1 protein-coding gene is annotated in these 22,782 nt (G+C 73.6%); it reads left to right on the forward strand.

Annotated features, from left to right (window positions below; all coding sequences use genetic code 11):
- The first annotated feature begins 618 nt into the window (after nucleotides 1-618).
- The gene (locus CP984_RS39765) at nucleotides 619-22,665 is read left to right on the forward strand and encodes a non-ribosomal peptide synthase/polyketide synthase (RefSeq protein WP_003982969.1); all 22,047 of its coding nucleotides are present in this window, start codon (nucleotides 619-621) and stop codon (nucleotides 22,663-22,665) included.
- Nucleotides 22,666-22,782 lie beyond the last annotated feature (117 nt).

The following is a 22,782-nucleotide window of genomic DNA, read 5'->3' on the forward strand; positions in this document are numbered from 1 at the left end:
CCGGGGCCGTGGCCCAGTCGCGCCCATGAGAACGCGGCAGCGTGCCGCGCGGATTCCGTTCCGCCGCACCCACTGCGATCGCCCTGACATTCCGTACGGCTCCGGCGGAGCGCCGGTCCATGGAGACGTGACCGCCCGCGCACGGTTGTGCGTCCCGGTCCTTTCCTGGATTCATGCATCGGCCGCACCTTGTACGGCAGTTCGTCGAACGGGTAACCGGTGGAGATGTCCTGGGACTGTGCACCCTTGACATGCGTCCCGGGTGTGTGAGAACACGGCTTCAAAACCCGGCCCGCCCGGATTCCCGTCCTGCTTTTCCCTGCCCCGGACCGACCAGCCGGAGCCCGGAAATACCGGCCTTCTCCCAAGGGAGCGGGCCGGCGACCCCGGCCGGTCATTCCGGCCCTTTTTCATCCGACTCCATTCGGCGTGCCTTTCCCGCCGGGCGTCAGCGCCCTGCGCCGGGGCGCCGTACGCGGTGTGCCCGCCGTGCCGCCCGCGGACGGCGTCCACCGACGCCGTCCCTCCGACGCCGCTCACCCGGCCCGGCCGACGACCCGGCCGACGACCGACCAGCGCCGCATTGCCCTGTGCGGGGCAGGAAGAAGGAAACAGCTCATGATCCCGTTGTCCTTTGCGCAGCGCCGGCTGTGGTTCCTGCACAAGCTGGAGGGGGCGTCGGCGACGTACAACATGCCGTTGACGCTGCGCCTGAAGGGCAAGGTGGACGCGGAGGCGCTGCTCGCGGCCCTGCGGGATGTGACGGCGCGGCACGAGACGCTGCGCACGGTCTTCCCCGAGGTGGACGGCGAGCCGCGGCAGGTCGTCCTGGACGCCGCCGACGCGGACTTCGCCTGGGAACACCGGCAGGTTCCGGAGGCGGAGCTGCGCGCGGCACTGGAGCAGGCGGCCCGGCACCCCTTCGACCTGGCCACCGAGGTCCCGGTCCGCGTATGGCTGTACGAGACCGGGCCGGAGGACCACGTCCTGTTGCTGTTGCTCCATCACATCGCGGGCGACGGCTGGTCGATGGGCCCGCTGGCCCGTGACGTCGTCGAGGCGTACACCGCGCGGACCGAGGAACGCGACCCGGACTGGCCCGAGCTTCCGGTGCAGTACGTGGACTACACGCTGTGGCAGCGGGAACTGCTCGGCGACGAGAGCGACCCGGACAGCGTCTTCGCCCAGCAGGTCGCCTACTGGCGCGAGCAGTTGGCCGGCCTGCCCGACCTGGTGAGCTTCCCCACCGACCGCCCGCGCCCGGCGGTGGCCTCCTACGCGGGTGAGCACCTCGCCTTCGACCTGGACCCCGCGCTGCACCGGCGGCTGGTGGCGCTGGCCCGGCAGTCGAACACGACCGTGTTCATGGTGCTCCAGGCCGCGATGGCCGCGCTGCTCACCCGCCTCGGCGGCGGCCACGACATCCCCCTGGGCAGCGGCGTGGCCGGCCGCACCGACGAGGGCCTGGACGACCTCATCGGCTTCTTCGTCAACACCTTCGTGCTGCGCACCGACACGTCCGGCGACCCCGCCTTCGAGGAGCTGCTCGCCCGCGTACGGCGCACCAGCCTCGCCGCGTACGAGCACCAGGACGTGCCGTTCGAGCACCTGGTGGAGCGCCTGAACCCGCGGCGCTCCACCGCCCACCACCCGCTGTTCCAGGTCGCCCTGGTCCTCCAGAACGCACCGAGCGAGGACTTCCGGCTGCCGGGCCTCCAGGTGCAGGCCGAGGTGGTGAGCGCCGGCACCTCGCGCTTCGACATGCTCATCTCCCTCACCGAGGGGCACGACGCGGCCGACGGTCCGACGGGCATCGAGACGGTCGTCGAGTACGCCACGGAGCTGTTCGACCGCGCGACGGTCGAGGGCCTGCTGGCCCGCTGGGTGCGGGTGCTGGAGCAGGTGACGGCCGATCCTTCGCTGAGCGTCGGGCAGCTGGAGCTGCTGTCGGACACCGAGCGCGACCAGGTGGTGTCCGGCTGGAACGCGACGGCCGCCGACGTGCCCGGCACCACCCTCGCCGGGTTCGTCGCCGGGCACGCGCGCCGCACCCCGGAGGCTGTCGCGGTGGTGTACGGCGCCGAGACCCTGTCGTACGGGGAGCTGGACGCGCGGGCGAACCGGCTGGCGCACTGGCTGACCGGCCAGGGCGTGGGCCCGGAGAAGCTGGTGGGGGTGGAACTGCCGCGCTCGGTGGAGATGGTCGTGGCCGTCCTCGCCGTCCAGAAGGCCGGTGGCGCGTACGTCCCGGTCGACCCCGACTACCCGCGTGAGCGGCGGGAGTTCATCCTCGCCGACGCGGCGCCGGTGCTGGTCCTGGACGAGGCGGCGCTGCGCCGGGACCTGTCCGGCTATCCGGAGGACGCCCCCGGGATCGACGTCGACACGGCGCACCCGGCATACGTCATCTACACCTCCGGCTCCACCGGGCGCCCCAAGGGCGTCGTGGTCTCCCACCAGGGCGTCGCGAGCCTCGCGTACGCGCAGGCCCGGCGGCTGGGAGTCTCGGCGGAGAGCCGGGTGCTCCAGTTCGCGTCGCCGAGTTTCGACGCGGCGTGGTGGGAGCTGGTGATGGCCTTCTCGTCGGGTGCCACGCTGGTGGTGCCGGAGGAAGGGCGACTGGTCGGCGAGGCGTTGCGTGAGGTGCTGGCCGAGCAGCGGATCTCTCACGCGACCCTTCCGCCGTCCGTACTGGGGGCGCTTCCGGCCGGGGCCGAGTCCGGACTGCCGGAGTTGCGGGCGGTGGCGCTGGCGGGTGAGGCGGTGCCGCCTGAGCTGGTGGCCCGGTGGACGGTGGACGGGCGCGTGGTCGTCAACGCGTATGGCCCGACGGAGTCCACGGTGTGCGTCTCGATGAGCGACACGACCGAGGAACTGGTTGCGCCGATCGGGCGTCCGGTCACCAACACGCGTGCGTATGTGCTGGATGCGGCGCTGCGGCCGGTGCCGGTGGGGGTGGCCGGTGAGCTGTACGTCTCCGGTGCGGGGCTGGCCCGTGGTTACGCGGGCCGGGCCGGGCTGACGGCGGAGCGGTTCGTGGCGTCGCCGTTCGAGCCCGGGGTGCGCATGTACCGGACCGGTGACCTGGCGCGGTGGCGCGCCGACGGGCAGCTGGAGTACCTGGGCCGCGCCGACGAGCAGGTCAAGCTTCGCGGCTTCCGTATCGAGCCGGGGGAGATCGAGTCCGCCCTGACCGCCTCCGAGGGCGTACGGCAGGCCGCCGTCATCGCGCGGGAGGACGTCCCCGGTGACCAGCGCCTGGCCGCGTACGTGGTGCCCGACCTCGACGCGGCGATGCGGGCCGGCGCGGAGTCGGACGGGGACGCGCAGGTCGAGGAGTGGCGGGAGATCTACGACTCGGTATACGCCGAGACGGGCACGAAGGGCATCGCCTTCGGTGAGGATTTCTCCGGCTGGGACAGCTCGTACACCGGTGAGCCGATCCCGCTGGACGAGATGCGGGCCTGGCGGGACGCGATCGTGGAGCGGGTGCGCGGCTTCGGTGGCCGCCGGGTGCTGGAGGTCGGTGTGGGTGCCGGTCTGCTGATGGCCCACCTCGCGCGGGACGTGGACGAGTACTGGGGTACGGACCTGTCGGCCGAGGTCATCGAGCGGCTGTCGGCGCAGGTGGCCGAGGCGGGTCTGGACGACCGCGTACGGCTGCGCAGCCAGGCCGCCGACGACGTGACGGGGCTGCCCGCCGGTCACTTCGACACCGTACTGATCAACTCCGTTGTGCAGTACTTCCCGGATGGCGCGTACCTGGCCAAGGTCGTCGGCCAGTTGCTCGCCCTCGTTGCGCCCGGCGGTCGGCTGGTGATCGGTGACGTGCGGCATGCCGGTTCGCTGCGAGCGTTGCACGCTGCGGTCAACGCCGGGCGTGGGGCGTCAGCGCGTGCGGTCGTGGACCGGGCGGTGCTGCTGGAAAAGGAGCTGGTGACCGCTCCGGAGTTCTTCGCGGAGCTGACGGAGCGGGACGAGCGGGTGGGCGCGCTGGACATCCGGCTCAAGCCGGGCGCGTACCACAACGAGCTGACCCGGCACCGCTACGAGGTCGTCCTGCACAAGGCGCCCGAAAAGGTCGTGGACCTGTCCGGGGTCCGTCAGCTGATATGGGCCGCCGGGCTGGATCTGACCGCCATAATGACCGGTTTCGACGGTGCGCCGCTGCGTGTCACCGGCATCCCCAGTGCGCGGCTGGCCGCCGAGGTGGCGGCTGAACGGGCCCTGGACGGCCTGGACGCCGAGGACTTCGGCGGTAGCGCCCCGGTCGACCCGGAAGACCTGGTCGCGCGCGGCCGGGAACACGGCGTGTATGTGGTTCCCACCTGGTCGGCGCGGTCGGTGGCGCGGTTCGACGCGGTGCTCCTCCCGGCCGGAGCGGAAGACGCTGCCCTGTCGGGCGTGTACCTGCCGGCCGCCGACGGCGGCCCGTGGACCAACAATCCCGTCGCCGCCCGTGGCATCGGTGCCGTGGTCAAGGCGGCCCGCGCGCGCCTCGCCGAACGGCTTCCGGAGTACATGGTGCCGTCGGCGGTGATGGTCCTGGACCGGCTGCCGCTGACGCCCAACGGCAAGCTGGACCGCAAGGCCCTGCCCGTTCCCGAGTACGCCGCCACCACGAGCGGCCGCAGGCCGCGCACCGACCGGGAAGCCGCTCTGTGCGCCCTGTTCGCCGAGGTGCTGGGCGTGGACCGGGTCGGTGTCGACGACAGTTTCTTCGATCTCGGCGGGCACTCGCTGCTCGCCACCCGCCTGGTCAGCCGCGTCCGCAGCGTCCTCGGCGTGGAGATCCCGATCAAGGACGTGTTCGGCGCGCCGACGGTGGCGGCGCTGGCCGGCCGGCTGGCGGCGGCCGGGGGAGAGACCCGTACGGCGCTGGTGCGCAGGGAGCGGCCCGAGCGGGTTCCGCTGTCGTTCGCGCAGCGCCGCCTGTGGTTCCTCCACAAGCTGGAGGGCCCGTCCGCGACGTACAACATGCCGCTGGTGCTGCGCCTGAAGGGCGGCGTCGACGCGGACGCCCTGCGGGCGGCGCTGCGGGACGTGGTGGCGCGGCACGAGTCGCTGCGCACCGTCTTCCGGGAGAGCCGGGACGGCGAGCCGTACCAGCTGGTGCTGGGCCCGGATGAGGCGGAGTTCGGCTGGGAGCGCCGCACGGTCACCGAGGCCGAGCTGCCCACCGCCCTGGAGGAAGCCGCCCGGTACGGCTTCGACCTGGCCGCCGAGGTCCCGCTCCGGGCCTGGCTGCACGACATCGACGCCGACACCGGTGTGCTGCTGCTCCTGCTGCACCACATCGCGGGCGACGGCTCGTCGATGGGCCCGCTGGCCCGCGATGTCATGGCGGCGTACGGCGCCCGCGTCCGGGGCGAGGCCCCGCAGTGGGCGGAGCTGCCGGTGCAGTACGCGGACTACACCCTGTGGCAGCGTGAGCTGCTGGGCGACGAGGCCGACGCGGACAGCGTGTACGCGCGGCAGGTGGACTACTGGCGCGAGCAACTGGCCGGCCTTCCCGACCAGGTGACCTTCCCCGCCGACCGCCCCCGCCCGGCCGTCACCTCCTACGAGGGCGGCCACCTGGCCTTCACCCTCGACGCCGACCTGCACGGGCGGCTGGTGGAGCTGGCCCGGCGGACGAACACGACGGTGTTCATGGTGCTCCAGGCCGGTATGGCGGCGCTGATGACGCGCCTGGGGGCCGGGACGGACATTCCGCTGGGTTCGCCGATCGCGGGTCGGATGGACGATGCTCTCGACGATCTGGTGGGCTTCTTCGTCAACACGTTGGTGATGCGGACGGACACCTCGGGCGATCCCAGCTTCGAGGAACTGCTCGGCCGCGTACGGGAGTCGAGCCTCGCCGCGTACGCCCACCAGGACGTGCCGTTCGAGCACCTGGTGGAACTCCTCAACCCCGAGCGCTCCACCTCCCACCACCCCCTCTTCCAGGTCATCCTCGGCTTCCAGAATGGCCAGGAAGCCGCCTTCCGACTGCCCGGTCTCCAGGTCGAGGTGGAGGGCGTCGACCTCAGCGTGGCCAGGGCCGACCTGGTCTTCAACGTGGCCGAGCAGTACGGCGGGACCGGCGAGCCGGCCGGGATCGAGGCGCTGGCCGAGTACGCCACGGCGCTGTACGACCGGGCCACCGTCGAGGGCTTCGTGGCCCGCTGGACACGCCTGCTGGAGCAGGCCGTCACGGACCCGGCGCGCCCCATCGGCCGGGCGGAACTGCTGACGCCCGAGGAGCGCACCCGCCTGCTGGCCGACTGGAACGCCACCGGCACCGAACTGCCCGCGAAGACGCTGGCCGGGCTGTTCGAGGACGAGGTCCGGCGGGACCCGCAGGCCCCTGCCGTACTGTCCGGCACCCTGACCCTGTCGTACGGCGAGCTGAACGCGCGGGCGAACCGGCTGGCGCACTGGCTGGCCGGGCAGGGCGTGGGTCCGGAGCAGCTGGTGGGTGTGGTGCTGCCGCGGTCGGTGGAGATGGTGATCGCGGTCCTCGCCGTTCTCAAGGCCGGTGGCGCTTACGTACCCGTCGATCCCGAATACCCGCAGCAGCGGCGGGAGTTCATTCTTGCCGACGCCGCGCCGGTGCTGGTGCTGGATGAGGCGGCGCTGCGCCGGGACCTGTCGGGCTTCCCGGTCACCGACCCGGGTGTGGCCGTGGCACCGGAGAACCCGGCGTACGTCATCTACACCTCCGGCTCCACCGGGCGCCCCAAGGGCGTGCTGGTGACGCACAGCGGCGTGCCGAGCCTGGCCCACGCGCAGGGCCGTCCTCTGGGCGTCGGCCCGGGCAGCCGGGTGCTCCAGTTCGCGTCGCCCAGCTTCGACGCCGCTTGGGCGGAACTGGTGATGACGTTCTCCTCGGGCGCCGCGCTCGTGGTGCCGGAGAGCGGCCGGCTGGTCGGCGAAGCCCTCGCCAGTGTGCTCACGGAGCACGGCGTGACGCATGTGACGCTGCCGCCGTCGGTCCTGGGCGCCCTGCCGCCCGGCACCGAGGCGCGCCTGCCCGCGCTGCGGACCGTGCTGGTGGCCGGTGAAACGGTGCCGCCGGAGCTGATCGCCCGGTGGGCGGTGGGCGGGCGCGAGGTCGTCAACGCGTACGGCCCGACGGAGTCCACGGTCTGTGTGTCGATGAGCGGCACGGCCGACGGGCACGTCGCGCCGATCGGCCGCCCGGTCCCCAACACCAAGGTGTATGTGCTGGATGCGGGACTGCGGCCGGTGCCGGTGGGCGTGACCGGTGAGCTGTACGTCTCCGGTGCGGGGCTGGCCCGTGGTTACGCGGGCCGGGCCGGGCTGACGGCGGAGCGCTTCGTGGCCTCGCCGTTCGAGCCGGGCGTGCGGATGTACCGCACCGGTGACCTGGCGCGGTGGCGCGCCGACGGCCAGCTGGAGTACCTGGGCCGCGCCGACGAGCAGGTCAAGCTGCGCGGCTTCCGTATCGAGCCGGGGGAGATCGCCTCGCTCCTGGCCCGGTCCGAGGGCGTACGGCAGGCGGCGGTCGTCGTCCGTGAGGACACCCCGGGCGACCAGCGGCTCGTCGCGTACGTGGTGCCCGAGGACGGCCACGGTGCTGCCGCAGGCCCTGCCGGCCTCCTCGCGGACCTGGCGGAGCGGCTGCCGGAGTACATGGTGCCGTCGGCGGTGATGGTGCTGGACCGGCTGCCGCTGACACCCAACGGCAAGCTGGACCGCAAGGCCCTGCCCGCACCCGAGTACGCGGCCGGTGCGGACGGCCGCGCCCCGCGGACCCCGCAGGAAGAGGTCCTGTGCGGGCTCTACGCCGAGGTGCTGGGCGTGGACCGGGTCGGTGTCGACGACAGCTTCTTCGATCTGGGCGGGCACTCGCTGCTCGCCACCCGCCTGGTCAGCCGCGTCCGCAGCGTTCTGGGGACGGAGCTGCCGATCAAGGACGTGTTCGCAGCGCCGACGGTGGCCGGGCTGGCCGCGCGTCTGGCGACGGCCGACGGCCGGGCCCGTACGGCGCTGACCCGGGCGGTACGCCCCGAGCGGGTGCCGCTGTCGTTCGCGCAGCGCCGCCTGTGGTTCCTGCACAAGCTGGAGGGCCCCTCAGCGACGTACAACATCCCGCTGGCCCTGCGGCTGGTGGGGGAGGTGGACGCGGAGGCGCTGCACGCGGCGCTGCGGGACGTGGTCGGGCGGCACGAGTCGCTGCGTACGGTCTTCCCGGAGCGCGACGGCGAGCCGTACCAGCGGGTGCTGGACCCGGAGGGGGCGGACTTCGGCTGGGAGCGGCGCACGGTCACCGAGGACGAGCTGCCCGCCGCCCTCGACGAGGCGGCACGCTATGCCTTCGAGCTGGCCACGGACGTCCCGGTACGCGCGCTGCTCTTCGAAACCGGCACGGCCGGTGCCGCCGGGCCGCAGGACTGTGTGCTGCTGCTCCTGCTGCATCACATCGCCGGGGACGGCTGGTCCATGGGCCCGCTGGCCCGCGACGTGGTCGCCGCCTACACCGCCCGCGTCCAGGGCGAGGCCCCGCAGTGGGCCGAACTGCCCGTGCAGTACGCCGACTACTCCCTGTGGCAGCGTGAGCTGCTGGGCGACGAGGCCGACGCGGACAGCGTGTACGCGCGGCAGGTGGAGTACTGGCGTGAGCAGCTGGCGGGCCTGCCGGAGCAGGTGACCTTCCCGGCCGACCGGCCGCGTCCGGCCATCGCCTCCTACGAGGGAGCGTCGCTCGTCTTCGAGCTGGGCGCGGAGCTGCACGGGCGGCTGGTGGAGCTGGCCCGGCGGACGAACACGACGGTGTTCATGGTGCTCCAGGCCGGTATGGCGGCGCTGATGACGCGTCTTGGGGCCGGGACGGACATTCCGTTGGGTTCGCCGATCGCGGGTCGGATGGACGATGCTCTCGACGATCTGGTGGGCTTCTTCGTCAACACGCTGGTGCTCCGTACGGACACCTCGGGCGATCCCCGCTTCGAGGAGCTGCTCGGCCGCGTCCGGGACACCGACCTGGCCGCCTATGCCCACCAGGACGTGCCGTTCGAGCACCTGGTGGAACTCCTCAACCCGGAGCGCTCCACCTCCCACCACCCGCTCTTCCAGGTCATCCTCGGCCTCCAGAACGCCGGGGAGGCCGGCTTCACGCTGCCGGGCATCCAGGTGGACGTCGAGGGCGTCGACCTCAGCATCTCCAAGGCCGACCTCGAACTGAACGTCGTGGAGCGGCACGGTGCGGACGGCGCGCCGCAGGGTGTCGTCTCCGCCGTCCAGTACTCCACCGAGCTGTTCGACCGGGTGACGGTCGAGGGACTGCTGGGCCGGTGGACGCGGCTGCTGGAGCAGGTGACCGCCGACCCGTCGCTGCGGCTCGGCCAGGTCGAGCTGCTGACCGGTGACGAGCGCGCCCGGATCGTGGACGGGTGGAACCGGACGGCCGCCGAGGTACCGGCCGCCACCCTCGCCGGGCTGTTCGCCGGCCACGTGCGCCGGGACGCGGACGCCCTCGCGGTGGTCTGCGGCACAGAGTCGCTGTCGTACGGCGAACTGGACGCGCGGGCGAACCGGCTGGCGCACTGGCTGGCCGGGCAGGGCGTGGGTCCGGAGCAGCTGGTGGGTGTGGTGCTGCCGCGGTCGGTGGAGATGGTGGTCGCCATCCTCGCCGTCCTCAAGGCGGGCGGCGCTTACGTGCCCGTCGATCCCGAATACCCGCGGGAGCGGCGGGAGTTCATTCTCGCCGACGCCGCGCCGGTGCTGGTCCTGGACGAGGCGGTGCTGCGCCGGGAACTGTCGGGCTTCCCGGTCACCGACCCGGGTGTGGCCGTCGCACCGGAGAACCCCGCGTACGTCATCTACACCTCCGGCTCCACCGGGCGCCCCAAGGGCGTCGTGGTCACCCACCGGGGTGTGGCGAGCCTGGCGTACGCGCAGGCCGCGCGGCTCGGGGTGACGGCGGGCAGCCGGGTCCTGCAATTCGCCTCGCCCAGCTTCGACGCCGCCTGGTGGGAACTGGTGATGGCGTTCGGGTCCGGCGCCACGCTGGTGGTGCCCGAGGGCGGGCGGCTGGTCGGCGAGGCGCTCCAGGAGGTGCTGGCCGGTCACCGGGTGACGCACCTGACGCTGCCGCCGTCCGTGCTGGGCGCGGTCCCCGCGGGCGCCGAGACGGCGCTGGACGCGCTCACGACGGTGGTACTGGCCGGTGAGGCCGCGCCGCCGGAGCTGATCGCCCGCTGGTCGGCGGGCGGCCGCGAGGTCGTCAACGCGTACGGCCCGACGGAGTCCACGGTCTGTGTCTCGATGAGCGGGGCCATGGACGCGACGGCCGCGCCGATCGGGCACCCGATCGCCAACACCCGTACGTACGTGCTGGACGCCGGTCTGCGCCCGGTGCCGGTGGGGGTGACCGGTGAGCTGTACGCGGCGGGCGCGGGGCTGGCCCGTGGCTACGCGGGCCGCGCCGGGCTGACGGCGGAACGGTTCGTGGCCTCGCCCTTCGCGTCCGGCGAGCGGATGTACCGGACCGGCGACCTGGCGCGGTGGCGCGCCGACGGCCAGCTCGAATTCATGGGCCGGGCCGACGAACAGGTCAAGATCCGCGGCTTCCGTATCGAGCCCGGCGAGATCGCGTCCGTGCTGACCGGCTTCGACGGGGTACGGCAGGCTGTCGTCGTCGTCCGCGAGGACACCCCCGGTGACCAGCGGCTCGTCGCCTACGCCGTACCGGACGGCACGGCCGCGCCCGAGCCCGCCGCCCTCACCGCGTACCTGGCCGAGCGGCTGCCCGAACACCTCGTCCCGGCCGCCGTGCTGCTGCTGGACCGGCTCCCGCTGACACCCAACGACAAACTCGACCGCAGGGCCCTGCCCGCACCGGACTACGCGGCCGGTGCCGCGGCCGACGACGGGCGTGCCCCACGCACTCCGCAGGAGGAGACGCTGTGCCGTCTGTTCCGCGAGGTGCTGGACGTGGACCGGGTCGGCCTCGACGACAGCTTCTTCGACCTGGGCGGGCACTCGCTGCTCGCCACCCGGCTCGTCAGCCGGGTGCGTGCCGAACTGGACGTGGAACTGCCCTTCCGGGTGCTGTTCGAGGCGCCGACGGTGGCCGGGCTGGTCGAACAGCTCGGTCTCGGCGGCCCGACCCGCACCTCGCTGGGCCCGATGCCGCGCCCTGACCTGGTCCCGCTGTCCTTCGCGCAGCGCCGCCTGTGGTTCCTGCACCAGCTCGAAGGCCCGTCGGCGACGTACAACATGCCGCTGCCGCTGCGTCTGAAGGGCACCGTCGACCACGAGGCGCTGCGGGCGGCGCTGCACGACGCGGTGGTCCGCCACGACGCGCTGCGCACCGTCTTCCGCGTCACCGACGGCGAACCGCACCAGGTGGTGCTGGACGCCGCCGACGCCGACTTCGGCTGGGAGCGCCGCACGGTCACCGAGGCGGAGCTGCCCGCCGCCCTCGACGAGGCGGCCCGGTACCCCTTCGACCTGACCGCCGAGCTGCCCTTCCGCGCCCAGCTGTTCGAGCTGGGCCCGGATGACTGCGTCCTGCTGCTGCTCCTGCACCACATCACCGGCGACGGCTGGTCCATGGGGCCGCTGGCCCGTGACGTGGTGACGGCGTACGAGGCACGCAAGCGCGGTACGGCGCCGCACCAGGAGCCGCTGCCGGTGCAGTACATCGACTACACGCTGTGGCAGCGCGAGCTGCTCGGCGACGAGGACGACCCGGAGAGCATGTACGGACAGCAGGTGGCCTACTGGCGCGAGGCGCTGGCCGGGCTGCCCGAGCAGATCAGCCTGCCCGCCGACCGCCCTCGCCCCGCGGTGGCCTCGTACGCGGGTGCCGCGGTGCCCTTCGAGCTGGACGCGGCGACGCACGCGCGGCTGGCGGAGCTGGCCCGCGCCTCCGGCGGCACCGTCTTCATGGCCTTGCAGGCGGCGCTGGCCGCGCTGCTGACGCGGCTCGGCGCGGGGACGGACATTCCGCTGGGATCGCCGGTCGCGGGCCGGATGGACGACGCGCTCAACGACCTCGTGGGCTTCTTCGTCAACACGCTGGTGCTGCGGACGGACACCTCCGGCGACCCCAGCTTCCGGGAACTGCTCGAACGGGTACGGGACACCAACCTGGCCGCCTACGCGCACCAGGACGTGCCCTTCGACCACCTCGTGGAACTGCTCAACCCGCGCCGTTCCACCTCCCACCACCCGCTCTTCCAGGTGATGCTGGTCCTCCAGGACGACCCGTCCGGCGGGTTCACCCTGCCGGGGCTGGAGGTCAGCGGCGAGGCGGTGGACATCGAGACCGCCAAGGTGGACCTGTCCCTCAACGTGCTGGAGCGGCACGGCGCCGACGGCGCGCCGGCCGGCATCGCGGGCACGCTGAAGTACGCCACCGACCTGTTCGACCGGGCCACCGTCGAAGGGCTCCTGGCGCGCTTCCAGCGGCTGCTGGCGCAGCTGACGGCCGACCCGTCGCTGCCGATCGGCCGGGCCCGGCTGCTCGGTGAGCAGGAGCGTGGGCAGCTGCTCACCGCCTGGAACGACACGGCGGTGGAGGTGCCCGAGTTCACCCTCGCCGAGCAGTTCGAGATCCAGGTACGGCGCGCACCGGACGCGGTCGCGGTGGTGTGCGGCACCGAGTCCGTGACGTACGGGGAGCTGAACGCGCGGGCCAACCGGCTGGCGCACCGGCTCATCGAGCAGGGCGTGGCACCGGAGCAGCGGGTGGCGGTCGTGCTGCCGCGGTCCGTGGACCTGGTCGTGGCGCTGCTGGCCGTCCTGAAGGCGGGCGGCGCGTACGTACCGGTCGACCCCGAGTATCCGCAGGAGCGGCGGGACTTCGTCCTCGCCGACGCGGCGCCGCTGCTCGTCCTGGACGAGGCAGCCCTCGACGAGGACCTGTCCGGCTACCCGGACGACGACCCCGAGACCGACGTCGAGATGGAGCACCCGGCGTACGTCATCTACACCTCCGGCTCCACCGGCACCCCCAAGGGCGTGGTGACCGAACACCGCGCCGTCGTCAACTACCTCAACTGGGCCGCCCACCACTACCCGGCGGCCCGCGGCGCCACCCTGGTGCCCACCTCGATCGCCTTCGACCTGACCGTCACCGGCCTCTACACGACGCTGACCGTCGGCGGCCGGGTCTACCTGGGCAGCCTGGACGAGGTGGCCGGACAGGACAACGCGGTGCCGGTGGCGCTGCTGAAGGCCACCCCGTCGCACCTGCCGCTCCTCGGCGACCTGCCCAAGCGGTGGTCGCCGGGGGAGATGCTGATCCTCGGCGGTGAGGCACTGACCTCGGCGGCCCTCGCGCAGTGGCGCGCCGATCACCGCCGGGTCACCGTCGTCAACGCGTACGGGCCGACCGAGACGACCGTCAACTGCACCGAGTTCCGCATCGGCCCCAAGCAGAAGCTGCCCGCCGGGCCGGTGCCGATCGGCCGCCCCTTCTGGAACATGCGGGCCTACGTCCTCGACGAGCGCCTGGAGCCGGTGCCGACCGGCACGGCGGGCGAACTGTACGTCGCGGGCGCGCAGCTGGCCCGCGGCTACCTCGGCCGCCCCGGGCTGACCGCCGAACGGTTCGTGGCCTGCCCGTTCGAGCCGGGCGTCCGGATGTACCGCACCGGCGACCTGGCGCGCTGGCGGCCCGACGGCCAGCTGGAGTACGCGGGCCGGGCCGACGAGCAGCTCAAGATCCGCGGCTTCCGCATCGAACCCGGCGAGGTCGCCTCGACGCTGCTGGACCACCCGGACGTCCGGCAGGCCGTTGTCGCCGCCCGCGACGCCGGGCCGGGCGACACCCGCCTCGTCGGCTATGTGGTGCCCGAGAACCGCGCGGACGGGCCGGCCGCCGTGGACACCGACGCGCTGCGCGCGCACGCCGCCGCACGGCTGCCCGAGTACATGGTCCCGGCCGCGGTGGTCGTCCTCGACGCCGTACCGCTGACGCCCAACGGCAAGCTGGACCACCGCGCCCTGCCCGCACCGGACTTCGGCGCCCGCAGTGCCGGGCGTGCGCCGCGCACCCCGCGCGAGGAGCTGCTGTGCGGCCTGTACGCCGACGTGCTCGGCGTGGAGCGGGTCTCCATCGACGACAGCTTCTTCGACCTCGGCGGGCACTCGCTGCTCGCCACCCGCCTGGTCGGCCGCGTCCGCGCCGTCCTCGGTGTCGAGCTGCCGCTCGGCGCGGTCTTCGAGGCACCGACGGTCGCGGGGCTGACCGCCCGGCTCGACGCGGCCGGGGGACAGGTGCGCACGCCCCTTGTGCCGATGCCCCGCCCGCAGGCCGTACCGCTGTCCTTCGCGCAGCGCCGCCTGTGGTTCCTGCACCAGCTGGAAGGCCCGTCCGCCGCCTACAACTGGCCGCTGGCGCTCCGGCTGACCGGCACCGTTGACCGGCAGGCGCTCCAGGAGGCACTGAACGACCTGGTCGGCCGGCACGAGTCGCTGCGCACCGTCTTCCCCGACGTGGACGGCGAACCGCGGCAGGTGGTGCTCGACCCGGCCGACGCCGTACTGGACCTGCGGACCGAGGAGGTGGCCGCGGAGCGGCTGCACCGGGCCGTGCAGGACGCGGCCGGCCACCGCTTCGGGCTGGCCGGCGAACCGCCCGTACGCGCCTGGCTGTTCGAGCAGCCGGACGGCGGCGCGCCGGTGCTGGTCCTCGTGATGCACCACATCATCGGCGACGGCGCCTCCCGCGCCCCGCTGATGCGCGACCTCAGCACCGCCTACGAGGCCCGCCTCGCGGGCGCGGCCCCCGACTGGGGCCCGCTGCCCGTCCAGTACGCGGACTACGCGATCTGGCAGCAGGAACTCCTCGGCCGGGCCGACGAGCCGGACAGCCTGGCCGCCCGCCAGCTCGCCTACTGGAAGGACGCGCTCGACGGCATCCCGGCCCAGCTGGAACTGCCCACCGACCGGCCGCGGCCCGCGGTCGCCGACTACCGGGGCGACCTGCTGCACTTCACCCTGGACGCGGAACTCCACGCCGGGCTGCGGCGGCTCGCCGCCGACACCCGCACCACGCTGTTCATGGTCCTCCAGACCGGCTTCGCGGCGCTGCTGTCCCGGCTCGGCGCGGGTCACGACATCCCGGTCGGCGTGCCGATCGCGGGCCGCACGGACGAGGCGCTGACCGACCTGGTGGGCTTCTTCGTCAACACGCTGGTGCTCCGTACGGACACCTCCGGCGACCCCCGCTTCGACGACCTGCTCGCCCGCGCCCGGGACCGCTCGCTGGCCGCCTACGCCCACCAGGACCTGCCGTTCGAGTACCTGGTCGAGGCGGTCAACCCGGTGCGGTCGCGGTCCGGCAACGCGCTGTTCCAGGTCATGTTCGCGCTCCAGAACACCGAGGCGCCGACGCTGACCATGGCCGGCGCCGAGGCCGAGCCGTACCCGCTGGACAGCGACAACTCCAAGTTCGACCTGTTCCTGAGCATGGGCGAGGCGCTGACGGAGGCGGGCCGCCCGGACGGCATCGGCGGCACGCTGGAGTACGCCACCGAACTGTTCGACCGGAGCACCGCCGAGAAGATCGCCGCCTGGTACGTCACCTTCCTGCGCGCGGTCGTGCACGACCCCTCCGTCCGCCTCGCCGACGCCCCGCTGCTGTCCGACGAGGAGCGCACCGAACTGCTCCGCACCCGCAACGCGACCGGGGACGGTATGCCGGCCGCGCTGCCGCACGAGCGGTTCGCCCAGCAGGCGGCCCGCGCCCCCGGCGCCCTCGCCGTCCGCGCCGGCGACGACGAGACGGACTACGCGGACCTCGACCGCCGCGCCAACCGCCTCGCCCGCCTCCTGCTGGACAGCGGCGTCGGCCGGGAGGACGTGGTCGCGCTGGCGCTGCCCCGTACGGCCGACCTCGTGGCGGCCCTGCTGGCCGTCATGAAGACCGGCGCGGCCTACCTGCCGCTCGACCCGGCCAACCCGGCCGACCGGCTCGCGTACGTCCTGAAGGACGCCGCACCGGCCGCCGTGATCACCACCCCGGCGCTGCACGGCGCGCTGCCCGGACCGCTGCCCGAGGCGTGCGTCCTACTCGGCGACCCGGCGACCGAGGAACGGCTCGCCGCCTTCCGGGACGCCGATGTGACCGACGCCGAACGCGGCACCCCCGTCCACCCGGCGGACGCCGCGTACGTCATCTACACCTCCGGCTCCACCGGCCGCCCCAAGGGCGTGGTGATCTCCTACGCGAGCATCGCCCACTTCCTGGACGCGCTGCTGACCCGCGTACCGATGACACCGGACGACCGCATGGTGGCCGCCACCACGATCACCTTCGACATCGCCGCCGTGGAGATCCACGCCCCGCTGCTGTCCGGCGCGAGCGTGGTGCTCGCCTCCTCGGAGACGGCCAAGGACCCGCTCGCCCTGCGGCGCCTGGTCGCGGAGAGCGGCGCCACCCTCTTCCAGGCCACCCCGTCGGTCTACCGGTCGATGCTGGGCGGCTCCGGGGACGGGCCGGACGAGGGCGCGGGCGACCTCTCGGGCGTACGGCTGCTGGTCGGCGGCGAGGCGCTGCCCGCCGCCCTGGCCGAGCGACTGCACGCACAGGGCGGCGGCGCCGTCAACCTCTACGGACCGACGGAGGCCACCGTCTGGGTCACCACCGGCGAGGTCACCGGCCCGGAACGGCCGCCGATGATCGGAACACCGCTGCCCGGCGCCCGGGTCTACGTCCTGGACGACCGGCTGCGGCCGGTGCCGGACGGCGTCGTCGGCGAGCTGTACGTGGCCGGGCCCTTCCTGGCCCGCGGGTACCTGGGCCGCCCCGGGCTGAGCGCCGAACGCTTCGTCGCGAACCCGTACGGCGACCCCGGAGCGCGGATGTACCGCACCGGCGACCTCGTCAAGTGGCGCGCACGGCACGGCCTGGAGTTCGTGGGCCGCGCCGACGACCAGGTCAAGGTCCGCGGCTTCCGCATCGAACCGGGCGAGATCGAGGCCGCCCTCACCCGCCAGGACGGCATTGCCGCCGCCACCGTGCAGGTACGCGAGGACCACGGCACCCCGCGCCTGGTCGGCTACGTCGTCCCCGACCGGGACGGCGCGGCGGACGGCGAGGACGGCCGCCGGGTCGCCGCCTGGCAGGAGGTGTACGAGGAGGTCTACCGCGGCCAGGCCGGCAGCGGCGGGTTCTGGGAGGACTTCGGCATCTGGACGAGCAGCTACGACGGCTCGCCCATCCCGCTCACCGAGATGCACGAATGGCGGGCCGCCGCCGTCGAGGGCATCCGGCGCCTCGCGCCCCGCAACGTCCTCGAACTGGGCGTCGGCAACGGCCTGATCCTGTCCCGGGTCGCCCCGCACTGCGCGGCCTACTGGGGCACCGACTTTTCCGCCGCCGCCGTGGAAACCCTGCGCGAGCGGGTGGCGGAACGCGACGACCTGCGCGGCCGCGTCGAACTGCGGGCCCAGCCCGCCCACGACACGACCGGGCTGCCCGAAGGGTTCTTCGACACCGTCGTCGTCAACTCCGTCGCCCAGTACTTCCCCGACGCCCGCTATCTGACCGACGTCATCACCAAGGCCCTGGCCCTGCTCGTCCCGGGCGGCTCGCTCTTCCTCGGCGACATCCGCAACGCACGCCTGCTGCGCACCCTCCAGGCCGGGGTCGCCGCACGATCCCTCGGCGCCGACGCCGACAGCACGGCCCTGCGGGTGCAGACCGACCAGCGCACCGCGGCCGAGGAGGAACTGCTCCTCGCGCCCGACTTCTTCACCACCCTGGCCGCCGGCCTCCCGGACGCAGGCGGCGTCGACATCCGCCTCAAGCGCGGCGGCTCCTCCAACGAACTGTCCCGCTACCGCTACGACGTGGTCATCACCCGGGCCCCGGCCGCGCCCGCCCCGGTGGCCGACCTGCCCGTCGTCACCTGGCAGCAGGTCGGTGCCGGCCTGGACGGCCTGGCCGGGCCGCTGCGCGAGCACCCCGGCGGACTGCGCCTGACCGACGTGCCCAACGAACGCCTGGCCGACGACGCGGCCGTACTGCGCCGCATCGACGGCGGCACCGGGCCGGGCACCGGAACCGACCCGGAAGCCGTGCACCGGTACGCCGAACGGCTCGGCTTCCACGCCGTCACGACCTGGTCGGACCGGCACGACGACCGCTTCGACGCCGTCCTCCTGCCCGGTGCCGAGGAGCCCGGCACCCTCGTCGCGGCCTACCGCGGCACGCCCGGCGACCGGGCACCGGCCGAGTACGCCAACAGCCCGGCCCGCCCGGACCGGACCGCCGAACTCAGCCGCGAGCTGCGGGCCGCGCTGAGCCGGTGGCTGCCGGAGTACATGATCCCGTCCGCGTTCGTGGTGCTGGACCGGCTGCCGCTCTCCCCGATCGGCAAACTGGACCGCAAGGCCCTGCCCGCGCCCGACTACGGGCTGCTCAGCGCCGGCCGGGCACCCCGCACGCCCCGCGAGGAAGCCCTGTGCGGGCTGTTCGCCGAGGTGCTCGGACTGGAGCGGGTCGGCATCGACGACAGCTTCTTCGAGCTCGGCGGCCACTCACTGCTCGCCACCCGCCTGGTCAGCCGCATCCGCCGGACGCTGGGCGCCGAGGTGCCGATCGCCGCCGTGTTCGAGGCACCCACCGTGGCCGGGCTGGCCGGCCGGCTGGACGCGGGCGGCCGGGCCCGTACGGCACCGGTGGCCGGGCCGCGCCCCGACGCCGTACCGCTGTCGTTCGCGCAGCGCCGCCTGTGGTTCCTGCACAAGCTGGAAGGCCCGTCGGCGACGTACAACATGCCGCTGGCGCTGCGCCTGAAGGGCGCGGTGGACCACGAGGCGCTGCGCGGCGCCCTGCACGACGTGATCGCCCGGCACGAGTCGCTGCGCACCGTCTTCCCCGAGGCCGACGGTGAGCCGCGGCAGGCGGTCCTGGAGGCCGCGGCGGTGGACTTCGGCTGGCGGGTGCGCCCCGTCACGGCGGACGGGCTGGCGGGCGCGCTGCGGGACGCGGCGGCCCACCCGTTCGACCTGGCCGCCGAAGCCCCTGTACGCGCCGAGCTGTTCGAGGAGACCGACGCCGACGGCGGGCCCAGCCACGTCCTGCTGATCCTGCTGCACCACATCGCGGGTGACGCCTGGTCGGCGGGCCGCCTGATCCGTGACCTGGCCGCCGCCTACACCGCGTGCCGCGAGGGCGGCACGCCCCGCTGGCCCGCGCTGCCGGTGCAGTACATCGACTACGCGCTGTGGCAGCGGGACGTGCTCGGCGACGAGGACGACCCGGACAGCGCGATCTCCCGGCAGATCGCCTACTGGCGCAAGCTGCTGGACGGCGCCCCGGAGGAACTGGCCCTGCCCGCCGACCGGCCGCGACCGGCCGAGCCGAGCTACGCGGGCGGCGCCGTCACCTTCGAACTGCCGGTCCGCACCCACCGCGCCCTGGCGTCGCTGGCCACCGCCTCCGGCGCGAGCCCCGCGATGGTGATCCAGGCCGCCGTGGCGGCGCTGCTGGCCAAGCACGGCGCCGGTACGGACATCGTGCTCGGCACCCCGGTCGCCGGACGGACCGACGAGACGCTGGACGACCTGGTCGGCTTCTTCGTCAACACGCTGGTGCTCCGCGCCGACCTGTCCGGCGACCCGTCGTTCGGCGAGCTGATCGACCGGGTACGGCAGGCCGGGCTGGAGGCGTACGCCCATCAGGACCTGCCGTTCGAGCGGTTGGTGGAGATCATCAACCCGTACCGTTCGACGGCCCGGCACCCGCTCTTCCAGGTCATGGTCGACTTCGGGGTGCACGGCGCCGACGGACCCGGCCTGCCCGGACTGGACGTCGAAGCGGTCGAACTGGAAGCCGGAGCGGCCAAGTTCGATCTGGACTTCACCTTCAACGAGCGGATCGCGGACGACGGCACGCCCGGCGGTGTCGTGGGCACCCTGCGCTACGCCACCGAGCTGTTCGACCGCACGACGGTCACCGCCCTCGCGGAACGGCTGGTGGAACTGGTCGGCACGGTCGTGGCCGACCCGCGGCAGAAGGTCTCCCGGCTCGACGTACGGACCGCCGGTGAGCGCCGCCGCATGGCGGAGCAGGCGGACCGGCGGCCGGAGAGCGCTGCGCTGCCGGAAACCGTGGTCCGGCTGTTCGAGCGGCAGGCGGCTGCTACGCCGACGGCACCCGCCGTGACCGCCGACGATGGCACGCTGACGTACGGGGAGCTCAACGGCCGCGCCAACCGGCTCGCGCGGCAGCTCGCCGGGCTCGGCGCCGGCCCCGGGCAGGTGGTGGCGTTCGCTGCGCCGCCGTCCGCGCGGGCGGTCGTCGCGCTGCTGGCCATCCTCAAGGCGGGCGCGGCGTACCTGTCGCTCGACGGCGCGGTGGAGCCCGGGGCCCACCGGGACGCCCTCGACGCGGCCGGAGCGCTGCTGGTCGTCGCCGGCGCGGGCTTCGACGGCGCGGCAGCGGGCGGCCGGACTGTCGTACCGCTGGACGAGGAGCACGAGGCGGCGGCCGACACCGACCTCACCGAAGCCGAGCGGACGGCGCCGTTGCTGCCGGACCACCCGGCGTGCGCCGCGCACCACCCCGGCCACCTCCCCGTACCGCACGCGGCACTCGGCGAACTGGCCGCCCACCATCGGCGGCACCTGTTCACCGAGGCCGTGACCGCGGCCGGGCAGGACCGGCTGCGTGTCGCCCTGACCGTGCCGTTCTCCGCTCCGGGAGCCTCGGACGCGCTCGCGGCCCTCGTCGCCGGACACGAGCTGTATGTGAGCGACAGCCTGGCCGGGGCGGCCCCGGAGGACGCCGCCGGGCAGCTCCGCGCGGCCGGCGTCCACCTGGTCGCCACCACCCCGCGGCAGACCGAACAACTGCTGGACGCGGGCCTCTGCGCCCCGGACGGCGACGGCTCGGCCCCCGTCGGCCTGGTGCTGTCCGGCGAGCCCGCCGGTACGGCACTGTGGCACCGGCTCCGGGACCTGCCCTCCACCCGGGCGTACGTGGTGCACCGCCCCTGCGGGTGCGCCGCGGCGACGCTGCCCCTCCGGGTGGCCGACGCGGCGGCACCCGTCCTCGGCGACCCGTCGGCCGGCCCCGGGGTGTACGTCCTCGACGCCGGACTGCGGCCGGTGCCGCCGGGCGTGCCGGGCGAGCTGTACGTCCATGTCCCGCAGCGGCACGCGGCGTACGCGGGCGCGGCCGTGCTGACCGGGGAGCGGCTGGTGCCCGACCCGTTCCGGCCGGGTGCGTGGATGTACCGCACGGGCGACCTGGTCCGGCGCCGCGACGGCGCGGACGGGCGGCCGTTGCTGGAGCCCGTCGTCCCGGCGGGGGAGCACGCCGTCCTGCGCGGCCTGCGGCTCGAACCGCGCGCTGTCGAGGGCGTGTTGACCTCCCACCGGGATGTCGCCACGGCCGCGGTGGCCGTGCGCGAGGACGGCGCGGGGGAGGAGACCTTGACGGCGTACGTGGTACCGGCGCGTGCCGGCGGCGCACCCAGCCCCGCAGCACTCCACGCCTACCTCGCGGAGCGGCTGTCGGAACACCTCGTCCCGGCCGCCGTGGTGCTGCTCGACCGGCTGCCGCTGACCGCCCACGGCACCCTCGACCGGCCGGCGCTGCCGCTGCCGCAGGGGGAGCCGGACGGTTCCGGACGGCCGCCGCGCACCCCCAGGGAAGAACTGCTGTGCGGCCTCTTCGCGGAAATCCTCGGCGTCCCGCAAGTGAACGTGGACGACAACTTCTTCGAACTCGGCGGGCATTCCCTCTCGGCGGTCCGGCTGCTCGTCAGAATCCATTCCGTGCTGGGTGTGGAATTCCCGGTGAAGGCCATTCTGGAAACTCCCACCGTGGCCGGGCTGGCCCGGCGCCTGGACACGGACACCGAGGACGGCGCGCTCGACGTCCTGTTGCCGCTGCGCACACACGGCAGCAAACCGCCGGTTTTCTGTGTGCACGCCGGCAGCGGACTCGGCTGGTCGTATTCGGGACTGCTCCGGCATCTCGATCCGGACGTGCCCGTATACGCCGTACAGGCAGCCGGTCTGGACGGCTCGGGTAACCTCCCCGATTCCGTCGAGGAAATGGCCGGACACTACGTCGACCGCATCATGGAGACGCAGCCGGACGGCCCGTACCACCTTCTCGGCTGGTCGTTCGGCGGAATCGTCGCGCACCGGATGGCGGACCTGCTGGAGAGGCGCGGCAAGCGCGTCGCGCTGCTCACCCTGCTCGACTGCCACCCGGTCGGCACGGTCACCCGCGAGGAGGTGGAGGAGTCCCTCGCGAAGGTCAGGACAGCCGATGTGTACCGCGCCATGCTGGGCCTTTTCGACATCGAACTCGACGACGACGAGGCGGCGCGGCTCACCCACGAAAGCACCGTGGACCTGCTGCGCACCAAGAACACCGCACTGGCGGGCCTCTCCGAGACCGAGGTCCGGGCGATGACCGAGGTCACGATCAACAACGCGCGCATCGGGCTGGACGTGACACACCGCCCCGTATCCGCTCCGGCGCTCGTCCTGGCCGCCTCCGAAGAGACCGCGCATCAGCTCCTGCCGGGCATGTGGGACCCGTATTTCACCGGGGACGTCGAATTCCGGGAGATTCCCTGCGAGCACACGCACATGTTGAATCCCGGACCGCTGGAACTGATCGGAGCCATCGTCTCCGAGAAGCTGCGGGCCGTCTTCCGGGAAGGGGCGGCCGAGTGAACTGACAACGGCGAACCGCCCTGTCGCCGGGACGCGGCAAGGGCCCGGGCGTCCGCACCACGCCGACCGTTACCGCGGTTATCGGCGCGGCGCGGACGCCATTGTCCGTGCCCGCGG

Origin of the sequence: Streptomyces rimosus (assembly GCF_008704655.1) — a bacterium.
In the GTDB taxonomy this organism is placed as follows: Bacteria; Actinomycetota; Actinomycetes; order Streptomycetales; family Streptomycetaceae; genus Streptomyces; species Streptomyces rimosus.